The organism is Acidobacteriota bacterium (assembly GCA_029861955.1).
GTDB lineage: Bacteria > Acidobacteriota > Polarisedimenticolia > Polarisedimenticolales > Polarisedimenticolaceae > JAOTYK01.
Genome location: JAOTYK010000003.1, coordinates 16,878 through 37,405, shown reverse-complemented (window position 1 = coordinate 37,405; position 20,528 = coordinate 16,878). Strand labels below are relative to the sequence as shown.

The 20,528-nt window shown below is 62.6% G+C and carries 9 protein-coding genes and 1 pseudogene; 6 read left to right on the top strand and 4 right to left on the bottom strand.

What is annotated here, in order from left to right; all coding sequences use genetic code 11:
* Positions 1-2 precede the first annotated feature (2 nt).
* Positions 3-2,162, top strand: coding sequence for a protein kinase (locus tag OES25_02205; GenBank protein MDH3626454.1), 2,160 nt, complete (start codon positions 3-5; stop codon positions 2,160-2,162).
* Positions 2,163-2,287: 125 nt separating this feature from the next.
* A complete protein-coding gene (locus OES25_02200) occupies positions 2,288-2,500 on the top strand; it encodes a site-specific integrase (protein ID MDH3626453.1) in 213 nt (70 codons plus the stop codon).
* A 378-nt stretch (positions 2,501-2,878) separates the two neighbouring features.
* Here the strand turns inward: OES25_02200 and OES25_02195 are convergent, their stop codons facing one another.
* A complete protein-coding gene (locus OES25_02195) occupies positions 2,879-5,542 on the bottom strand; it encodes a hypothetical protein (GenBank protein MDH3626452.1) in 2,664 nt (887 codons plus the stop codon).
* A gap of 1,166 nt (positions 5,543-6,708) precedes the next feature.
* Positions 6,709-9,198, bottom strand: coding sequence for a M14 family zinc carboxypeptidase (locus tag OES25_02190; GenBank protein MDH3626451.1), 2,490 nt, complete (start codon positions 9,196-9,198; stop codon positions 6,709-6,711).
* Positions 9,199-9,643: 445 nt separating this feature from the next.
* On the opposite strand from OES25_02190, the gene OES25_02185 reads away from it, so the two are divergent.
* Positions 9,644-12,601: a serine/threonine-protein kinase gene (locus OES25_02185; GenBank protein ID MDH3626450.1), complete on the top strand. Its 2,958-nt coding sequence runs from the start codon at positions 9,644-9,646 to the stop codon at positions 12,599-12,601.
* Between the two features lie 406 nt (positions 12,602-13,007).
* Entirely contained in the window at positions 13,008-13,559 is a 552-nt protein-coding gene (locus OES25_02180) for a hypothetical protein (protein ID MDH3626449.1), read from the top strand.
* Here the strand turns inward: OES25_02180 and OES25_02175 are convergent.
* Entirely contained in the window at positions 13,556-15,127 is a 1,572-nt protein-coding gene (locus tag OES25_02175) for a S8 family serine peptidase (GenBank protein MDH3626448.1), read from the bottom strand. The two genes, OES25_02180 and OES25_02175, sit on opposite strands and share 4 nt — an antisense overlap.
* Positions 15,127-18,084 carry a protein kinase gene (locus tag OES25_02170; protein MDH3626447.1) on the bottom strand — a complete coding sequence of 986 codons (2,958 nt, stop codon included), beginning with the start codon at positions 18,082-18,084 and terminating at the stop codon, positions 15,127-15,129. Before OES25_02170 ends, OES25_02175 begins: the two co-directional genes overlap by 1 nt.
* 498 nt (positions 18,085-18,582) lie before the next feature.
* Here OES25_02170 and OES25_02165 point away from each other — a divergent pair.
* Positions 18,583-19,145 (top strand): annotated as a pseudogene (locus OES25_02165) (integrase core domain-containing protein).
* 251 nt (positions 19,146-19,396) lie between these two features.
* Positions 19,397-20,302 (top strand): cation diffusion facilitator family transporter, encoded by a 906-nt coding sequence (locus OES25_02160; GenBank protein MDH3626446.1) that lies wholly within the window; start codon positions 19,397-19,399, stop codon positions 20,300-20,302.
* The last annotated feature ends 226 nt before the right edge of the window (positions 20,303-20,528 follow it).

The following is a 20,528-nucleotide window of genomic DNA, read 5'->3' as shown; positions in this document are numbered from 1 at the left end:
CCATGCACGCTGAACCAGGTCAGACATTCTTGCACTACCGCCTGATCGAAAAGATCGGCGAAGGCGGCATGGGCGCCGTGTGGAAAGCCACCGACACCAACCTCGATCGCGAGGTGGCGATTAAGATCCTCGCCTCCGACGTCGAAGAAAATCCCGCTCGTTTGTCCATGTTCGAGACCGAAGCCAAGGCGGTCGCGGCCCTCAGCCACCCCAACATTGTCACGATCCACTCCATCGAAGAGGCCGCGGGCCTGCGATTCATCACCATGGAGTTGGTCCGTGGGACCACGCTGAACGAAGTTATCCCGTCGAACGGATTGCCGTTGAAGCGATTCTATCGACTGGCCATTCCCATCAGCGACGCCATCAGTGCCGCCCACGAGCGTGGCGTAATTCATGGCGACCTGAAGCCGAACAATTTGATTCTGGGCGAAAACGACACGATCAAAATCCTCGACTTCGGTCTGGCGCGTTTCAAACAACCGACGTCCGCCAAAGACCCGAGCGAACTCACAACCGCTCCCCTTGGCCTCGAGGGCCGCTTCGCCGGAACGATGGCCTACATGTCACCGGAGCAGATCGAGGGCAAGCCCGTCGATCACCGCTCAGATATTTTTACTCTAGGCATCCTTTTCTATGAGATGGCGACGGGACAGCTTCCGTTCCGTGGTGAGAGTTTCGCCGAGTTGCTCGCTTCCATCTTGAAAGACGCCCCGGCACCGTTGACCGTTCTCAAGGGCGACCTGCCGCGTCACCTGGACCGGGTCATTCGACGCTGCCTGGAGAAGGCCCCCTCGCGGAGGGTGCAGACGGCCCTGGACCTGCGCAACGAATTCCAGTTACTGCAGCGCGAAACGGATCCGTGCGGTATCGAATCCTCCCCCTCAGTGGCGGTGCTCCCCTTCGCCGACCTCAGCCCGGAAAAAGACCAGGAGTACTTCTGCGACGGTATTGCCGAGGAGATCATTAATGCTCTGATGCGAATCGAGAATCTCCAGGTCGCTTCGAGAACTTCGAGCTTTCGATTCAAGCGCACCGAAATGAGTAGTCGTGAACTGGGAGATCGGCTCGGCGTACGCAACCTGCTCGAGGGCAGCGTCAGGAAAGCCGGCGATAAGATTCGCATTTCGGTTGAACTGGTCAATGCGGCCGATGGCTATCAGAGATGGGCTGAGCACTACGATCGCGAGTTGAGGGACATCTTCGCGATTCAGGATGAGATCGCCCAACGCACGGTCGAGGCGCTGGAGGTCACCTTGAGTCCCAAAGAGCGCCGCGCCATTCGGCAGGTCGCCACGACTAACGTCCAGGCGTACGACTACTACCTTCGAGGGCGAGATTTCTTCTTCCAGTACCGCACGCGTGGCATCGAGTTCGCTCTGCAAATGTTCTCGAAGGCCATCGAGCTGGACCCGTCCTACGCGCTGGCTTACGCCGGGATCGCGGACTGTTGCTCGTATCTCTATATGAACGTCGAGCGGATCGACGCGAACCGTATGCAGGCCGACGCGGCCAGCCGCAAGGCTCTGGCACTCGATCCCGAACTGGCCGAGGCGCACACCGCCCGTGGGGTCTCGCTGTCGTTGGATGGGCGGCACGATGCGGCCGAGCAGTCGTTCGAAACCGCCATCCGACTCAATCCAAAGTTGTTTGACGCCCATTACTTCTATGCCCGTGACTGCTATACGAATGGAAGTACGGAAAAGGCAATCCGCCTCTACGAGCAGGCCTCCGCCCTCCGCCCCGACGATTACCAGTCCCTACTGCTCGTCGGACAGATCTACGCGGATCTCGGCCACGAAGAGAACTCGCGAGCGGCTCGCCTACGGGGCGTCAACGCCGCGGAGGAGCGCCTGGACCTCAACCCAGACGATGTCCGCGCACTCTACCTAGGGGCCAACGGCCTGGTGGCGCTGGGACAAACCGATAAAGGGCTCGCCTGGGCCAAGCGCGCGATGGAGATCGAACCTAACGAGCCGATGCTGCTCTACAACCTGGCCTGCATCTACTCCCTCGCAGGTAAGCGCGACACGGCAGTTAATTGCCTGGAGACGGCCATCGCTGGCGGCTTTGCGCATCGGCCGTGGTTGGAGAAGGACAGCAACCTCGACGCGCTGCGCGACGACGCTCGCTTTCAGGCCATGATCGAAAAGATCGCCTAGTCTTGAATGGGGACGTGTACGAAAACGGGGCTTCGGGGACAGGAACGCCCAAAGCGCACATGTCGCCGCACGATGACACGATCCCTGAGAACTGGCCCACGGAGTTAGGTTAGTTTCGGCACTCCATGGCCCGTCTGGCAATCAACCACGGAGTCCCGGCGTCGACCGTGCAGCAGATGGGTAACTGGAAGTCGCGGGTCATGGTTCAGCGCTACGCGCACCTCGCCGACGAAGAACTTTGCAAGGCTGCAGCCAAAGTCGCCAATCTGGTCGACATCCGCAACGCCAAGAAACCGGTGCAGAAAAAGAAGAAAGCCGGCAAGACCGGCTCGAACTAATTCGAGGCTGCGTAGACCTCGCCTGGAAGCTCTCATGATTGCAGCTTGGTCAGCAACGACAAGTAGAACAACTGCAATCACTTAGGTTGGTGGGCCCACCAGGACTCGACGCCGCAGGCGCGGCGAAGCCAACCAGGGACCCGCGGATTATGAGTCCGCTCGCGGCGTTTGTGGTTGCTAGGGTTGCTCGAAAAGCCTTTATTAATGATGTCCGTGGTGTCCGTTGAGGTCCAGGTTTTCCGTCCTCAATGTCACTTCTTGGACACCTTTATTAGCCTTCACCAGCGTCCAAGGTTTCCATGGCGTTGCGTAGAGTTGCGCGGCATCTCTATCACCTCTCGACGATCTCGTAGGAACCAAGCTGATCTTTTTAAGCCGTCACTCGCAGGCGTACTGCAGATTCTGCACCGCCGGGCAGGTGACCGAACTCACGTCCTCCGCTCGCTCGAACCCATCGCTCGACTTGCCGTAGGAGCCCTCCTCTGCGCCATTGTTGGCAACTACGACGAAGAAGATCGTCGCCGGGGTTCCGTTGGAAAGCCAGTCGTAGGTTCCGGAGGCACCGAGTGAACATTCCTGTCCGCTCCAGTTGTGAGCTTCCAGATTCGGGCGATTCAGTTCGGAGTATTGAATCGTGTGATCCACGGCCGAACATGTGGAGCCGAAACTGATCGAAAGCATCCCGGTTCCAGTGTCATAGTTGGTGACCAGAAGCGAGTTACCGCTGCCGGCTTCCCCGGGGACCGGAAGCGTGCAATCCGCCGGGCAGTTACCGGCTGTCTCGATATCTTCACATGTGCTGTCTCCGCAACAGTAGGCCAGGACAGGATCCACCTCGCACGTGTTCCCATCACCGGTGCAACGTCCATCGGTGCAGGTGACCGGGCCTTCGCCGGCAATGCCGTCACCGCAACAGTATCGCGCCGAAGGATTGCCGCTCTGTGCGTTGTTGCAGTCCGCCGGGCAACTGACGCAAGTCTCGCCGTCGGCAACCTCGCAGATGTTGTTGCCGCAAACCGGATAGCTGCCGCTGATGCAATCGTTCGGGCAGTTGGCGCAGGTCTCACCCGGCTCGCAACTTCCGTCGTTGTCGCAGACGATACAGGCGTCCCCCACGTCGTCGCATGTCGTCCACGGGCAGGGGACCGGTCCCGGCTGGCAGCTGTAATCCGGACCGCATTGTTCCACACCATTGCAATACAGTCCGTCATCGCAGTCGAGATCGGCGACACAGTCGACACACGAATTGGTCGCCTCGAGGCAGATACTGCCGGCGCAGGGGTCGCCGCTGGATTCGCAGACGCCGAACGCATTACAGGTTTCGAGGCCGTTGCAGAACAGAGCGTCGTCGCATTCGTTGTCCGCCAAACATTGGCAAGCGGGGCAGGGGCCGCCGCAGTCGATTCGGATCTCGCCCGGTCCCAACACGCCGTCGAAGCAAGCGGCGCCGCCGCATGAGCTCGTGCCGGAGTGATCAATCTCAAAGAAGTCCGGTGACAGGCCGGTGCCGGCGGAGAGGCCGACGATGCCGTCGGCTGCGGTGACGTCGAGGTAACTGATGGCGATCACGCTGTTGAAGAAGAGCTCGATCTGGAAGTCGTTGGTAGTGGTCTCGCTGTATTCCGGGACCCCTTCCCAGGTCACGACAACGCGGTCGGCCAGCTGCTTCCAGCTGACCGTTCCCAGTGAGGCCGGGTTGAGATCGTCGAACAACGCAGAGATTCGCGGCGTGTCGAAGTGCTCACCGAGTGTCTCGGTGTAGTCGCTGTCGCCAACCCCGAATGTGATGTAACCGTTACTTCCGACAAAGAACGAACCGTAGCTCGTGCCGTAGATCGAAACCGTGGCACCACCGGTCAGGTCGATCTGAGCAGAGGAGTCGTCGGTAAGGGTGATTGCCGTTCCGCCCGTCGGGTCTGTGGGGAACGAGGCGATCGGATCGTTGCACTCCGAATAGAAGTCTGCCGAACCGTTGGGCATGAACACGAACCGCAGGAAGTCGGTATCGTTGTCGCCCACGAACTCTTCGGTGAAGAAGTTCGGAACCTCGGGTGTTGTGAATGAGTAGCAGGCGCCGCTGTTGTCGTCAGTGGCGATGTTCCCCGCTTCATCCTGGGCTTCGACCGTAAAGTTGTAGGTCGTGTTGAACTGCAGCGGTGAAACCGTGACGTCGTGTTGCGTCTGCAAGGTCGAGCTCATCGCCGTGTTCTCGGGGACGCCGCAGACCTGTCCGTACGGGATGCTTACTTGAGCGTCCTCGTCCACGTCGACGGTTACCACAGCACTGGAAGGATTGACCTCAGATACCGTCACGCCGAGGATCAATGGATCCTGGCAATCAATAACCGAATTGTCCTTGATCGTGACGTTGAAATTTCCGTCGCCGTCATCCGCGTCGAGGTAGTTCGCGGTGATCGCGTCGCCGTCCGTGACGGAGAGCAGGCCGTCGCCATTGGCAGGCGGAAGCGTACTGGTCGGGATCGACCCGGTGTAGCGTCCGACGCCGGGCATGATCTGTGTCAGTGTGACCGTCTCGTCCATGGTTTCTGTGGCCGATGAGACGAGGATGTCGAAAGTTGCCGGGTCTCCCGGAATATTATCGTCTCGCAGCGATATCCCGATCGTATCGGAACAACCGTACTCGTCCCGATCGAACAGGGCCGCTCCTGCCGGTTGGTAGAGGCAGATCGCATGGTCAATGCCATCGACGAACATGGCTCCGCTATTGACCGGGTCAGCCGCCAGCGGGTCAAGCCAATCGGCCAGTCGCGAGGCCGGAGTGCCACCGCCGACCCAGGATGCGTCAATCTTGCCGTATTCGTCATACGTATCGCTGCTACAGGAGGCGGTTCCGCCGTGTAACTGGCCGATGATGCGATGGTTCTGGTCCATAAGCGGTGACCCCGACGAGGCGGGCTCCGTGGTGCCGACCTCATAGGCCAGATGGGCGGGATCCGGGTTACTGTCGTCGATGCGCCAGTGGTTTGGCCCCCAGTTGCTGCCGTCGACCGGCGGGTCGAAATCGTGGGCGATCTTTCGCACGTCGCCCCGGGGATAACTGATGACCGTGCTGGCCGATGCGGGGTTGGGATCCCGACTCCATCCGACGAAGAACGCGTTGTACGACTCGGGGGCGTCTGGTCCATCTCGATCAGGGTGAAGTCGCTGGACGAGAAGCTACCCAGCAACGTGCCACCGGTGAGGGTCTCGGTCGTGATGTTGCCGGGATCCGTCGTGCAGCCGCACGTGGGGCATTCGTAGTTGAAGCCGATTGTTGTGCTAGGACCGTTCTCGCCGCAGTGGGCCGCGGTGAGCATGTAGGTCCGGCAGTCGCCGGCCGTGGTGTTAATCAGTGCGCCGGAACAGTTTCCGGAGCCACCGACCAGGACCATCACCGCGCCGCGCTTCTCGTCCTGCCAGTCGTCTGCTTCTGGACTGCAGGTCGTGTCGATGTTGCAAGAACCGGAATCTCCGAACGCGCGCATCGGATCCTGGTCCATCCCGATATTGCCCCAGGGTTTGTAGCCGTGGGAGACGGTGCCGAGATGAATCGACGGTGTGAGATCGGCCAGTCTTTTGGGCCAGTAGATCTCGACGATCAGTTTGCCGCCGGCGATCGGAGGGAACCAGAGTTCACCGTGCTTGCGGATGTCCGCCGACCCATAGGGTCCCATCACCGTTCCTTGAGTCGAGTTGTAGACGGTCATCAGGCCGCCCGATTGAATTCGGAACTGGTCGAATCCGAGCACGGTCCAGAGTGCGTCCTCGGTCGTAACGCGTAGGCGCCAGAGCCGGTCGCCCCCCGGTAGCTCTTCCCAGGTTCCGCTGTTGGCGGTCGTCAGGTCTACCTGCATCGGGTATCCCACTCGCCAGGGAATTTCAGGGTCGTCTCTATTCTCGTTGTCCTCGCTCAGTAGTTCGTTGACGTCGACGGGGGGCGCTAGCCACTGGTTGACCGTGTCCAGCGGCCGGATCTGTGATCGGTCGCCGGTCCAGGCCAGTTCACCGGCGTCGGTCGCAGCGATGACCGGTAAGCTGAGAAGAAAGCTGAAAAAGCAGGTCAGCCCCAGAATGATGCGTACGTTCGATTGGATCTGGAGCCTGAACATATCGGTGCCTCCCCCCCGGTGGTCATCGTTGATACTGGCGATTACGCTGTCGAACCTCAACTTTTTTAATATACGGTGATTGAGGCCTGTTCGATTGAATTACTCGCCGAAATGGCCCTTCAAACCCTCACCCTGCGGGCCGACGCCCGTCACCAGGAAGTAGGAAATTGGCGCGACGGAACCGTCCTGGAACAAGGTGTCGGTCGCATCGGGATCTTCCGCCGTGACATCGATGAAAGCGACTGCAGAGCTCGGATCGGTGGAGCGATAGACGCGGTAGGAATTCAGTCCAGGATAGGGCCACCAGCGCAGTTGAACTCCGCCGGGCTCAAGGCTGACTTCGCGGAAGAGCATCTGCGGCGGCGCCGCCTCCAGCGGCCGGCCGCAGATCTCAAGGTTCCACTCGTTGAGCGTGCCACTGTCACCTCCTGCACCATCGCTGACAGTGAGTTTCCAGGTGCCGGTCGAGGATTCGTTATTGAGCAACGCCAGCGACTCGGCCGATGTTAAGTCGAGACCGTAGCTCCCGAGGATGTCGTCGGTTCCACCGCCCGTGCGATTGTGAAGCAGAACCGTGGTCCCCTGGGGCGACATCAGCTCCAGCGTCAGGTCGCCGATAAAAGTGTGTGTGATGTCGACGAAGACCTGGAGGTCGTCGATCTCGACGCCGGTCGCAATCGGGATCTCACTGATCGTTGACTGGTAGTCGATGATCGACTGCGGTATGTCTGTCGGTACGCTCGTGTCGCATGCGGTTCCGCCGAGAGCGACGAAGATCGGATCAGAGATGCCGCCACCCTGTGCAGCACTCCACTCCACGGCGAGACCGATTTTATGTCCCGCCGGTGTCGCCGGGTCGATCTGGATCGTGTGGTGTGGCGCGTACGATTCCGACTCCGCCTGATTCGCCATATCCGGGTAAGTCGACTCTGCCTGAAACAGCTCGGCGTACCAGCCGGTCGGGATCAAGCGTCCACCGATCGACGTCGCCAGGCTGCCGAGGTTCTTGAGTGTGATGGCAAGCTCGACCGTCTCCCCGGGGTCGATCCAGCCGTTGCCCGACGGCTCGCTTGCGACTCGTGTCGACACAGGCTGCAGGTCGGAAGGAAGCGGTTGTAGTCCCAGATCGTAGCGCGCCGCGGGGCCGGCCGCGATCACGATCGGCACGCTCGTCGGATAGTACCCGGGTGCCGAGATCTCCAGCGTGTAGCTACCAGGCATCACGATGCGGTGGTAGTCGCCCAGATCCGGGTCGGTATAAACCGCGAACGGATCGGCGTCGACCCGAATTTCCGCGGCGACCGGAACTCCAGTCGCGGAATCGCTGATGACCCCGCGCACGCCCTCGTGCGCTCGCTCGAGATAGGAGAGCATCGATTCCTGGTTTTCACTCCAGAAGGTCGGCAGTTCGGTAGCTGCGGGCCACTTGATGTCGCTGATCTCGAGTGTGACGTCGAACTTTCCGTACCAGGCGTAACCCCAGTCCTGCATGCCTCCGGAGATCGCATACCACTCGGCACCGTTCGTAACGCCGTCGGCAAACGAACTGCTCGCATCCATCGGTGGGTTGTTCTGGGCGTAGGTTCTCGAGATTGAGTAGAACGCATCGTGGTCCGGCACCGGCGTCGGGCTGTACACACTGCTCGCGGTCGCGTTGCTGTCCCAGGGATAGTTGACGACAAGCGCGCCACCGTGAAAGTTCGCCGAGAGGTTGATGCTTTGTTCCGCGACCCAGTTCATCACGGCGAAAGTTTCCGGCTGCCGGCCGGCAGTCGTATTGACCGGATCGTCAAACCAGTCGGGGAAGTCCCGATTCAGGTCGAAGCCATTGTAGTTATATCGCTCGCCCGCTTCGGTACCGTCCGGATTCATCGATGGCAGGATCCAGATCTCGGTGTTGTCGACGAGGTTGGTCACGCGAGAATCGGTGCCGTAGTTGTCGAGAAGATAATGGATGAACTCGATGCATAGCTCCTTGCCGACCACTTCGTCGCCATGCATCGCGGCGATAAAGGCCACTTCGGGCTCGTCTTCTTCAGCGTCCGGGTTGTCCGAGATCTTCATCATCCAGAGTTCGCGTATCGGATCCGGCGGTCGCGAGGCGGTCTGTCCCAGGCTAGTCAGCCGGGTCAGGGTCGGATGTGCCGTCGCAATCGCATTCAATTCGGACGTTAGCGTGTCGTAGGTATGGTAGGCGGATGAGATCCCTCGGTCCGTCGTTTCGTCGGTCTGGGAAGGAGTCGAGAGTTCGACGGCTCTCGATGGCGGGAGCGGGGAGAGGGCGTAGCCCATTCGCCGCAACTTCGTCTCTTCTTCCTCGGTCAGGTAGAGCCGTGCCCAATTCTCGAAAACCGCATCCACGTCGAGGTCCATCGTATGGAACAGCTGGAGGTCGGTAGGTCGATCAGCCAACTCTACGCGCGTCGCCCGGACCGGCCCGGTCTCCCCTTTACCGGCGGCCTTACTGCCGGGTGACACCGTAATCAGCAGGGCGAATAGCAGGGTGAGAACGGCTCCGACACCGATCGGCGTTCGAGTGCTTTGACGGCTTCGCTGCATCACATCGCGTTCGGTGGTCAGGAAGTGCAAGCCCACCTGTCCCTATTTACGGAAAAGCGCCGGGCCACGCAAGCATCGGGGCGGAAAAGTAGCTTATCGTGGAGATAAATGGAGCGGAAATGCGCGCCCGTATAGCTGTCGATCAGTCCCCGACCCGGCTACGAGCGGCAGCTGGCCACGGTGCTCTATGCATGGCAGATCCTCGTAGCCATCATGGCCGGTTGGATCACGCGTCAACAAGACGCGGTCATCGATTATCTTCGGGAAGAGAACCGTGTCCTGAAGGAGCAACTCGGGTGCAAGACATAAGGATGGTGGGCCCACCAGGGACCAGCGGTTTATGAAGGCCTGGCGTGAGGGCGATGCGGACGATGGCACGAGATTGCGTGGGCTGGGTTGCTGATTCTCGGTTCTTTGGGATCAGCCAGCCCCTCGGCTACAATCAGCCTCAAAAACGTAGACTGGAGGCCTGGCCGTGGACGACGACAAGCCCGCTACCGGGGACCAACACCCAACCGAGGCGGAGGACACCGCTCAGGTGTCACTGACCGATCCCGCGCGGTCACGATGCGTCGGTCCCTACCGGGTCCTACAGAAACTTGGCGAGGGTGGCATGGGCGAGGTCTGGCTCGCCGAGCAGACCGAGCCGGTGCGCCGCCGCGTCGCGCTGAAGATCATCAAGCGCGGTATGGACACCAACCAGGTCATCGCTCGCTTCGAGGCTGAGCGCCAAGCGCTGGCGCTGATGGACCATCCATGTGTCGCCAGGGTGTTCGATGCGGGGTCCACCGCAAACGGCCGCCCGTTCTTCGCGATGGAATACATCAAGGGAGTGCCGATCACTGAGCATTGCGACCGCCAGAAGCTGAACACGCCCGAGCGGCTGGAGTTGTTCCAGCGGGTCTGTGAAGGTGTGCAGCACGCCCACCAGAAAGCGATCATCCACCGGGATTTGAAACCCTCCAATGTCCTGGTGACGGAGAGCGGAGGTGAGCGCACTCCGAAGATCATTGACTTCGGTGTGGCCAAGGCAACGGGGCAGCGTCTGACCGAGAAGACGCTATTCACGGAACTCGGCGTGTTGATCGGGACGCCGGAGTACATGAGCCCCGAACAGGCCGAGATGACCGGCGAAGACGTGGATACGCGGACCGACGTGTATTCGCTGGGAGTAATGCTGTACGAGCTGCTCACCGGAGCGCTGCCGTTCGACTCGAAGGAGCTACGAGAGGCGGGCTTCGAGGGCATCCGGTCCAAGATCCGCGAGGAAGAGCCGTCACGGCCGTCGACCCGTGTTTCGACACTGGGCGACCGGGCCACGGAGTCGGCGAAGCGCCGCAAGACGGATCCTTCAACTCTCCAGCGTCTTCTCCGCGGCGATCTGGATTGGATCGTGATGAAGTCGTTGGAGAAGGATCGGGCGCGGCGCTACGGATCGACGTCGGAACTTGCCGCCGACCTCGAGCGGCACCTGAAGCACCAGCCGGTGCTGGCCGGCCCGCCGTCGATGGCCTACTGGGTCGGAAAGTTCTTGCGTAGGCACCGGGTGGGAGTGGCAGCCGCGGCAGTCCTGACCCTGGGCCTGGTCGCCGGCGTCATCGGCACGACGCTGGGGTTGGTACGCGCGAAGCGTGCTGCTGAAACGTCGGAACGTGTTTCCGAGTTCTTGACGCAAACGCTCGGCACGGTCGATCCATACCGTCTGGGAATTGCTCTACGTCAGGACTTTGCCGAGCGGATAAGGGAATCCGCTGAGGGGCGAGGGCTCTCGACGGAGGAGGTCTCTGCGAGACTCGACGCCCTGGTCGGGGTGAATACGACAGATGCCGGCCTGCGCCTCATCGAGGATGAGATTCTGGCCCGAGCGGGCGAGCGAATCGATGACGCGTTCGCGGGTGATCCGCTCCTCGCTGCTCGCCTCGAACACTCACTTGGCCTCACCTACAAGAGCCTCGATATGCTCGAGGCTGCCGAGCGGCACTCGAGGCGCGCCGTGGAGATCCGCGAGCGTGAGCTTGGCAGAGACGATCCGGTGACTCTTCGTTCGATGAACAATCTGGCCAATGTTTACGTCAGTTTGCGGCGCCGCGACGAGGCGATTGCACTCACTCTCGAGACGTTTGAGACTCGCAAGCGCGTCCTCGGTGAAGAACACCCGGACACACTGATCTCCATGCACAACCTCGGCAATGTCTACCAGCGCCAGGGACGCCTCGACGACGCTGAGACGCTCCTTCTGAACACTCTCGGGGCGCGCAGGCGCGTGCTCGGCGGCGAGCACGAGTTGACTCTCTCCACGATGAACCTCCTGGGCATTTTGTACGACAAACAACGGCGGTTTGACGAAGCTGAAGAAATTTATCGGGACACTCTCGACGCTCGCAGGCGAACGTTGGGGGATCGGCATCGGGATACGCTGCAGTCCATTCACAACCTGGCCCTCAGATACCAGAGAAGCCTCAAACCGGGCGCAGAGCCACTGTACGTGGAAGCGATCGAAACGGGCCGTGAGGTCTTGGGGTCCGAACATCCCTCAACGCTGATTTCCATGCAGAACCTGGTGAATCTCTACGTACGGCAAAAGCGGTACGAGAAAGCCCGACGCCTGGCGACCCTCTGGCTGACCGCTCAGAAGAGGCGAGCCGAGGCTTCACTCGACGCGGAACCAAGCAACTATTTTGCCTGGCATGCGCTAACTTGCCAGCCGGAGGATCTTCAGGACCCCACCGCGGCATTGCGGTTCGCGATCGTGGCTAACGAGAGAAGCAACTACGAGAACCCGCAACACCTGGACACGCTCGCGCTGGCCTATCAACGTACGGGGGAGGCAGTCAGGGCGATCGAAATTGCGAAAAAGGCGCTCGCGCTTATCCCCGAGGGAGAAACGGGGCGGGCAAATATGGAGTGGCGCTTGGCCGACCTGTATGCATCCGCCGGCCAGTATGACGAAGCGGAATCGCTTCTCCTGGCGACCCTTCGACAACTCGTGGAGACTCGCAGCGATGGGGATCGGTGGACGAACACGGCGAGGTCGAACCTGATCAACTTCTACGCGGACAACGGCGATTACGAAAAGGCCCGCCCACACGTACTCGAGCAGCTCGAGTCGCTAAGGGACCTGGCCAGTGAGACCAACGACGTCCATGTGGCCAACCTTTACGCGTGGATGGCGCTGACTTGCGAGCCAGCCGATTTACAGGACCCGGAATCGGCCCTTGAGTTCGCCCTAAAAGCCAACGAGAAGACCGGTCACAACAACCCTGTATACCTCGATACTCTCGCTCTTGCGTATTACCGCACGGGTGACACGGTCAAGGCCATCGAGACCGAGAAGAAGGCGATCGCGTTGACTGCGGAGGAGGAGACGGCGACTCGTGGCGAGTACCGGCAGCGCCTGGTCGAGTTCGAGGCGGCGTTGGACGGCGTGGAGTAGAGGCGAGCCTCGGCTTTCCCTGTATGCTCCGGCGCCGTGCTGTCCAAGTACTCAGCCGAACCTGAATCCTTGGAATTCTAGCCCGTACACCGTCACGTCGACAGCTGTCGATCCGTGCTCGACCTGGCTACGATCGCTGGATGGCAACGGTGCTCTATCCCTGGCAGATCCTGGTCGCCGCGATGGCCGACTGGATCACTCCGCCAGCAAGATGCTGCGATCGATTACCTGCGAGAGGAGAACCGCATCCTCATCGGCATCGAGTGCCGGGTCGCCGTGCTAGCGGGTGGAACGTAACGAATAGCGGTGCGACGGCCGGTTGTCGCTTGTCTGTCCCCTCTCCAATGGTAGACAATGCACGGATAGCAGAGCCGCAAGCCCCAGAGCGGCCTCAAGGGGGTCAACGATGAGCCATCGCCGTTTCCGTATCATCTATGTAACCGTCTGCGCGTCGATCGTTGTCGCGCTGTCGTTCTCCGGGGCGCTGGCCTACGTCGATCAGGACGACGTCATCCTCGATCCCACGGGTGGCAAGCACCGGATCGTCGCTAGCGACGCGCAGGGGCGCGAGGGCTTCGGCAGATCGGGGACGCTTCGCGACGACCTGCTGACCGAGAAGTACTACATGTGCATCTCGAACGACGCGGGGTCCGAGCGGGTCAGATCGGTGTTCATCGTGACGGATCGCTGGAACACCTCGCCGCGGGTGCTCACCCTGCACGAGGAAGACGAGTACGTTCGCTTCTACCTCAACGGTGTAAAGATCGACAACGACTGCGACCACCGCTTGGCCGAGGGCGACTGTAAGAACGCCGGCATCCCGGACGAGTTCGACGGCGAGATCGAATCGGAGAAGATCCACTGGATCACCGAGGACGGCGAACTCGGCAGCGGCCTCGACCACACGGTCGTCCTGCTGGTCCTGACGGAGGATCGCATGGAGCGACCCTGCCCCTAGTCCACGACCTCCTCGGCGTCCGGCGGACAGTTGAAGGCCTTCGCGCTCGCGACGGCGGACTCCGCGTTGACCTCACCGTTTCCGAACAGGCGATCGGGGCTGACGGCGTCGCTGCAGTCCGGCCCGGTCGACTTGACCCCGACGGCGTCCCGTAGGAGCGCACGAACCTCGGCGGGGTGGTCCTTCAGGCAGGGATTTGCGTCGAGCATCAGCGCGACCACGCCGCTGACGATCGGCGCGGCGAGGCTGGTGCCGCTCACCCCACCACACGTCCCGTCCTCGTCGGCCGGACCGCGGAACGCCGTCCGCACGCTCTTGCCGGGGGCGACCAGGTCGGGCTTCGAGGGCGTCGCCTGGGCAGAGCACAGACTCTTGAACCACCTGCCCTCCTCGTCGACCGCGCCGACCGTCAGCGCCTGATCGAGCGAACTCGGTGGGGCGTCGAAGGCGTCGCACAGATCCAGGGTCGGGCACTCGACGTCGATGTTGCCGACGCTGTGGACGAAGACGATCCCCGCGTCCTCCAGGTTCTGATGCATCACCTCGACCTCGACCGCGAGGTCCTTGTCCATCTCGTCGAAGTGCCCGGAGAACTGGATCACGTCGGGACTCATCGTGGGGTTCGGTTCGCCGTCCAACGTCGGGCTCCACATCCACTCGAGGCACTTGAAGTACTGGTCGGCGCCGATCATGTCCCCGGAGAGTTCCTTCGCGGCCCGACACGCGATCCACTGCGCGCCGGGTGCGACCCCGACCGTGGAGTCGAGATACTTCGACGTGCAGCCTCCGCCGACGACGACGCCGGTCACCTTGGTCCCGTGGCCCTTGGCGTCGGCTGGTGTCGCGCTCGGCTCGTCGGCAAAGTCGGCCCAGTTGTAGTCGTGATCGAGTCCGTCGGGATCGTAGCCACGGTAGTTCGAGGAGAACGTGTGGTGGTTCGCCTTCGCCCCGGTATCGATGATGCCGACGACCACTCCGTTCCCGTTGACTTCCAGGTCCCATGCTCCGGGAACGTTCGCCTGGGTCAGGTGGTCCTCGATCGTCGCCTCCTCTGAATCGACCACGACGGCGTCGACGCCCGTGATGACGTCGGGCCCCTCGCTCGCGTGCGGTTCGGCGGCGCCGGGGAGGGGCCCGAAAACGAGGCGCGGTACATGGATCACGTGGCGCACCGAGACCTTCTTCTCGTCGACCAGCGTCTTCAGGTGTCCCCTTTTGGCCCGCACGTAGACCAGATCCGCGATGCGGTAGTGGTACGAGTCGTCGACGTCCTCGGCCTTGAGGTCCAGATCCTGGACCGCCGAGCTCTTGCGCCCACCGGGGCCGCTCGACATCCTTCGCTGTTCGTCGCTCGTCGTGTCGTCGGGAACGCGCACGAACACCTCGATCACCTCGTCGTCGGGGCCGTCGAGGATCTTGGTGGCAACGTATTTCGGCGACGTACCCGACGGCGCGTCCGGCGGCTCGCCCTTGCACGCCGGTATCACGGCCACCGCCACCGCGAGCAGCAGCACCGCGATGCGGTCCGGTCGTCGGATTCCGTCTGCGACGTTCGCCATGTCGTTCATCACGCCTCCTCTCGCAGTTGCGACCGCTCGTAATCGGTCACCCAGGGAGACGCCGCGAGGGTGTCGCGGCGTTCCCGGGCTTCGTCGAAGCGGCCGAGCTGCTGCAGCGCCCGGATGCGGACGCGCCAGGTTTCGAAACTCTCTCTTCCGGGGGTCGGCGGGGTGACCGACAGCGCGACGACGTCCGCCCATCGCCCCTCGGCGGCGAGCAATTCGGCGGACGCCCACTCGCGGGTCATGACGTGGATCGGTCCGTGCGGATTTGCGGCGAGCAGCGCGCGGGACTCCGCGGCCCGTTCGCTCCCCTCGCGCGCGCTCCCCACCCGCGCGGCCGCGATCGCGGCCAGGTCGAGCGTGTAGGCCAGCCGGGCCGGGTTGTCGATCGCGCGCGCCGCGTCGATTGCGCGCGCGGCAACCTCCGACGCGTCGGCACCGGTCTCGAGCGTCAGGGCGACCAGACGCTGCAGCCGCGACAGCTCGTGCGGCGCTCGCGGGAAGCCCTCTTCGAGATCAAGGATCGCGATCGCGTCGTCGAGCCGACCCTCGCCGCGCGCGAGGTCGGACTCGCGCAGCAGTACATCCGGCTGGCTCGGGTCGAGGTCCGATTGTTCGAGCAGCCCCCGGGTCAGCTCGATCTGTCGTCGGGCGCGGTCGAGGTCGCCGAGCTTGACGTAGCCGGATGCGGCGTTGAGGTTGGCCGAGTAACGATAACGAAAGCTGTCGATCCGTTTCGCGATCTCGTCCGAGGCGGCGTAGTCGGCGAGCGCGTCGTCGAGCCGGCGCAGGCGCAGGTTGACCGAGCCGAGGCTGTTGAGGATGCGCGCCTCGGTGTGGAAATCGCCCGCCTCGCGCACGAGCGGCAGCGCCTCGAGCAGGTCCTCACGCGCCCGGTCGAGTTGCCAGAGCTGGATCCTCGCGTCGCCGCTCGACTTGAGCGGCCCGTACGCCAGCAACGCCAGGCCGGAGCGCTCGTACGCGACGCGCGCGTCCTCGTAGAGCGCGAGCGCCTCCTCGTAGTCGCCCCTGCGGTAGGTCGTGTAGGCGCGCTTCTCGATCAGGAATCCGTCCATCGCGTGCAGCGACAGCAGGCGGCCGGTCTCTTCCAATCGGTCGGCGTCGGCGAGGGCGTCGGCGTAGCGCTTCAGGTCGGCGAGCGTCGTGATCCGGTCGAGCCGCAGCCGCAGGTCGAGCGGATAGCGCTCGAGCAGCCGGTCGGTACGCTCGAGCGACTGCTCGTAAAGCCCGCGCGCCTCGAGCGCCGAGAGCAACACCGTGCACGCCTCGAGATCCGACGGATCCGCGTCGCACAGGCTCTCGAGCTCGACGACCGCCTCCTCGCCCGAAAGCGTCAGGTAGAGGTAGAGCGCCGTGACGAAGCGGCCGAAGCGACCGTCGCGCGAGCGGCCGTGAGCTTCGAGGGAGTCGTGCAGCTCGGTGACCTCGCGACGGGCGTCGGCGGCCAGGCCGATCGCGTCGTGCGTCCGCGCCCGCAGCAGCCGCGCCTCGAGGAAGTCGGGGTCGGCGTCGATCGCGTCGTCGAGGGATGCGAGCGCGTCGCGGTAGCGCAGGTTGCGGCGGTGCTCCTGCGCCTGCCCGAAGTCGCGGATCGCGCTCTCGATCTCGGTGAAGACCGCGCCGTCGTCGCTCGCATCGCCGAATCCGAAGTGCGCGGATAGCTCGATGCTGGCCTGCCGCGCGAGCGAGAACAGGCTCGCTCCCTGCACCGTGAGGACAGTCTCGTCGCCGTCGTCGATTCGGAACGTCGCCACCCGGGGCGAGCCCTCCCCTTCCAGGTCGACCGCGATCACCGCGGCCGCGCCGAGCGACTGCCGGAACGTCGTTTGGTCGCCGCGACTGCCGGCGCCGAGCTGTGCCAGCAGCGGCCGGATGCGATCGAACGGCATCACGTGCGCGTCCTCGAAGTTCGCGAGGTAGCCCGAGGTCGCCATCGCGAGCATGCGCGCCTCGCCGTCGCTCGTCGTCGGGATCACGGCGACGACGTTGCCGACGTCGTCGCCGCTGCCGGAGAGCAGCACCCACGCGACCGCGGCGACGACCAGGACCGCCAGCGCGACCCCCGCCAGGACGCGCGGTGCGGTCTTCCGTGTCTCCTGCGACGGCACCGCGGTGTGGTGCACTTCTTGTAGGAGCTGTCGTGCCGACTGCGGCCGTTCGACCGACTCGCGACGCAGGCAGCGTGCGAGCGTCCGCTGCCACGGATGCCCGGCGAGCGACGTGTGGAGCGACGCCTCGGTCGGCTCGGGACCGATGACGCGCGCGGTCGTCGACGCCACCGTCGGCCCGTGGAACGGATGCTCGCCCGTCCACACCTCGTGCGCGACGACGCCCAGCGCCCACAGGTCGCTGACGGCGGTCGGCGTCGCGCCGTGCATCAACTCGGGCGCCATGTACGGCAACGTTCCGCCGGGCGGCCGGTCGGACTGGGTCGAGACCTGGCTGCGCTCGACCTCGCGCGAGATCGTGATCTCGGCACGCCGCGCGAGCCCGAAGTCCATCACCTTGATGTGCCCGTCGTCGCCGACCATCACGTTCGACGGCTTGAGGTCGCCGTGGACCAGTTCGGCGTCGTGGATCGCCGACAGCGCCTCGGCGAGCTCGGCTGTGACGCGCAGCTTGTCGTCGTCGCTCAGCGATCGTTCGCGGATCCTTTTCGAGAGCGTCGTGCCGGTGACGTACTCCATGACGAGGTAGAGTTGCGAGTCGTGCTCGGCGACGTCGAAGACTCGACAGACGTACGGGTGCGTGACCGAGGCGGCGAGCTGGGCCTCTTTCTGGAGGCGGCGACGCGAGTCCTCGCTCGTCGCGTCGTCGTCGAGCACCGCCTTGATGGCGGCGCGCGAGCCGAGGCGGGTGTGGCGCGCCTCGTAGACGACGCCCATCCCGCCGTAGCCGGCCTGGGCGACGACCTCGTAGTTTCCGACGACGGTTCCGATCATCGGCACCTCGCTCGCGGGGTCCTGTCGGAGACGGTATGGGCGGATTCTCTTACGAAAGCGGGGCGGCTGTCCAACGTGGGCAGAGCGGGTCCCACTCGTTCGGGCTGGCTCGTGCAGTTCAGCACGGGCCGGAGCCCTTGAATACCGCGTGGGAATGGGCTTCACACCCTCGGCGCGCCGTGCCGCTCGCGACGCGCCCGGCTTGTTTGTACGCGGCGAAGCCAACCGGGGACCCGCGGATTATGAGGGCAAAACATCACGGCGCCATTTCAAGGTTTTTCTTGAGATGGCGCCTAACTTGTTGTCCAGGGTTTCCACCAGTGTCCAGGGTTTCCATGGCGTTGCGTAGAGTTTGCGTAGAGTTGAACTCGTAGGGTTCCTTTTATTGGAACGTCCCGACGATCATGCCGTCACCGACTGACACTAGTAATGATAAGAAGTGCCGGTCGGCTGAGGATTTGGACAGCACGGGAACGCCTGGTCGATCAGATGACCGAGCTTGCCACCAAGTACGGGCGATACGGTTATCGACGGATCACCGGCATGCTCCTCTGGGCTGGCTGGAAGGTGAATCACAAGCGGATCGAGCGTTTGTGGAGACGAGAAGGACTGAAAGTGCCGAAGAAACAGCCGAAGCGGCGTCGACTATGGCTGGACGATGGATCGTGTATTCGACGTCGACCGGAGCATCGGAATCACGTCTGGGCCTACGACTTCGTGGCAGACAGGACACGGGACGGACGTCCACTGAAGATGCTGACCATCGTCGATGGTTAGAGCGGGTCGATGTCGAGACGCTCTTCATCGCACCCGGCAGTCCGTGGGAGAATGGCTACGTGGAATCGTTCAACGGCAAACTGAGAGACGAGCTACTGGACGGAGAGATCTTCTACACGCTGCACGAAGCCAAGGTCCTCACCGGTCGATGGCGCAGGGAGTACAACACGATCAGACCGCATAGCTCGCTGGGATACAGACCGCCGGCACCAGAGGCAATCCGGCCGATTCCGCCGTCTTTCGCTACGCTCAAGTCGACGAAATCGGTGTTAGTAGTAACTTAGAAAGTGGTACAACCATTGGGGGCGGGTCAGTTCGAAGAATACCAAAAATAGATCTGTCCCCGTTTGGAGGATGGTGGGCCCACCAGGGCGACCATGCAGTTCCGTTTTGCTCGATGCGGAATTTGAACTGTAGTTGAGACTAGACGTCCTTCCGGGCGGTCGAACACACGAACCATTCCTGCCCCTGGACGAACCGGTTCGCTACTCCGCTTCCTTACACCGCGCGGGAAGTGGTTTACCATTGCAGGGCGATGCACGAACCGGACACGATCAGGACAAGAGTCTCCAGGGGAATCAGGGCCACGATCCAGACTGTGGTCGTGAGCACACTTCTGGCGATCGTTAAGATCGCTTCGGGTTGGATCGGTAATTCCTATGCTCTGATTGCCGACGGGATCGAGTCTCTGCTCGACATCATCAGTTCCCTAGTGGTGTGGGGCGGCCTTCAAATCGCGGGGCTCCCGGCGGATCGGAATCACCCCTACGGACACGGCAAGGCGGAGGCTCTGGCGGCGATTGTGGTCGCTCTGGGACTTGTGGCGGCGGCCGTCGGCCTAGCGGTGCAGAGCGTTCGCGAGATCCTCACGCCGCACCATACGCCCGCTCCATTCACACTCGCGGTGCTAATCTGCGTCGTGGCAACCAAGGCGGTGTTGTACCGGCGCATGGCCCGAATCGGACGCGAAACGTCGAGTTCTGCTCTGACCGCAGATGCATGGCACCACAGGTCGGACGCACTGACATCGGCCGCCGCGTTCATCGGCATTTCCGTGGCACTGCTGGGCGGAGATGGTTACGAATCTGCCGACGATTGGGCGGCTCTCGTCGCCTGCGGGATCATTGCATGGAACGGTGGCCGCTTGCTGTTGCGCCCGATCGGAGAAGTGATGGACGCCGCGGGGCCGGAGTCGCTTCACTCGGCGGTATGTGAGTTGGCAGGGAGTGTCCCCGGAGTCATCGCCATCGAAAAGTGTCTTACCCGCAAGAGCGGACCTGGCTGGCTAGTCGATCTTCATGTGGAGGTGGATGGCCGACTGCCCGTCATCGAAGGTCATGCCATCGGACATCGCGTTCGGGAGACGCTCTGCAATTCCTCACTCGGGATCCTTGACGTACTGGTGCACTTGGAACCGGCGCGAGTTCCCGCGAGCGACTGAGTCCTCTTCGTGCGTTGCAGGCATAGGAATCGCTTGTTTCGATGATTTGCAGTGGTGGGCCCACCAGGACTCGACGCCGCAGGCGCGGCGAAGCCAACCGGGGACCAGCGGATTATGAGGGCAAAACATCAGGACGGCGTTTCAAGCTGTTTTAAAACGTTGCCCTGTTTTTTTGTCCAGGGTTTCCACCCGTGTCCAGGGGTTCCATGGCGTTGCGTAGAGTTTG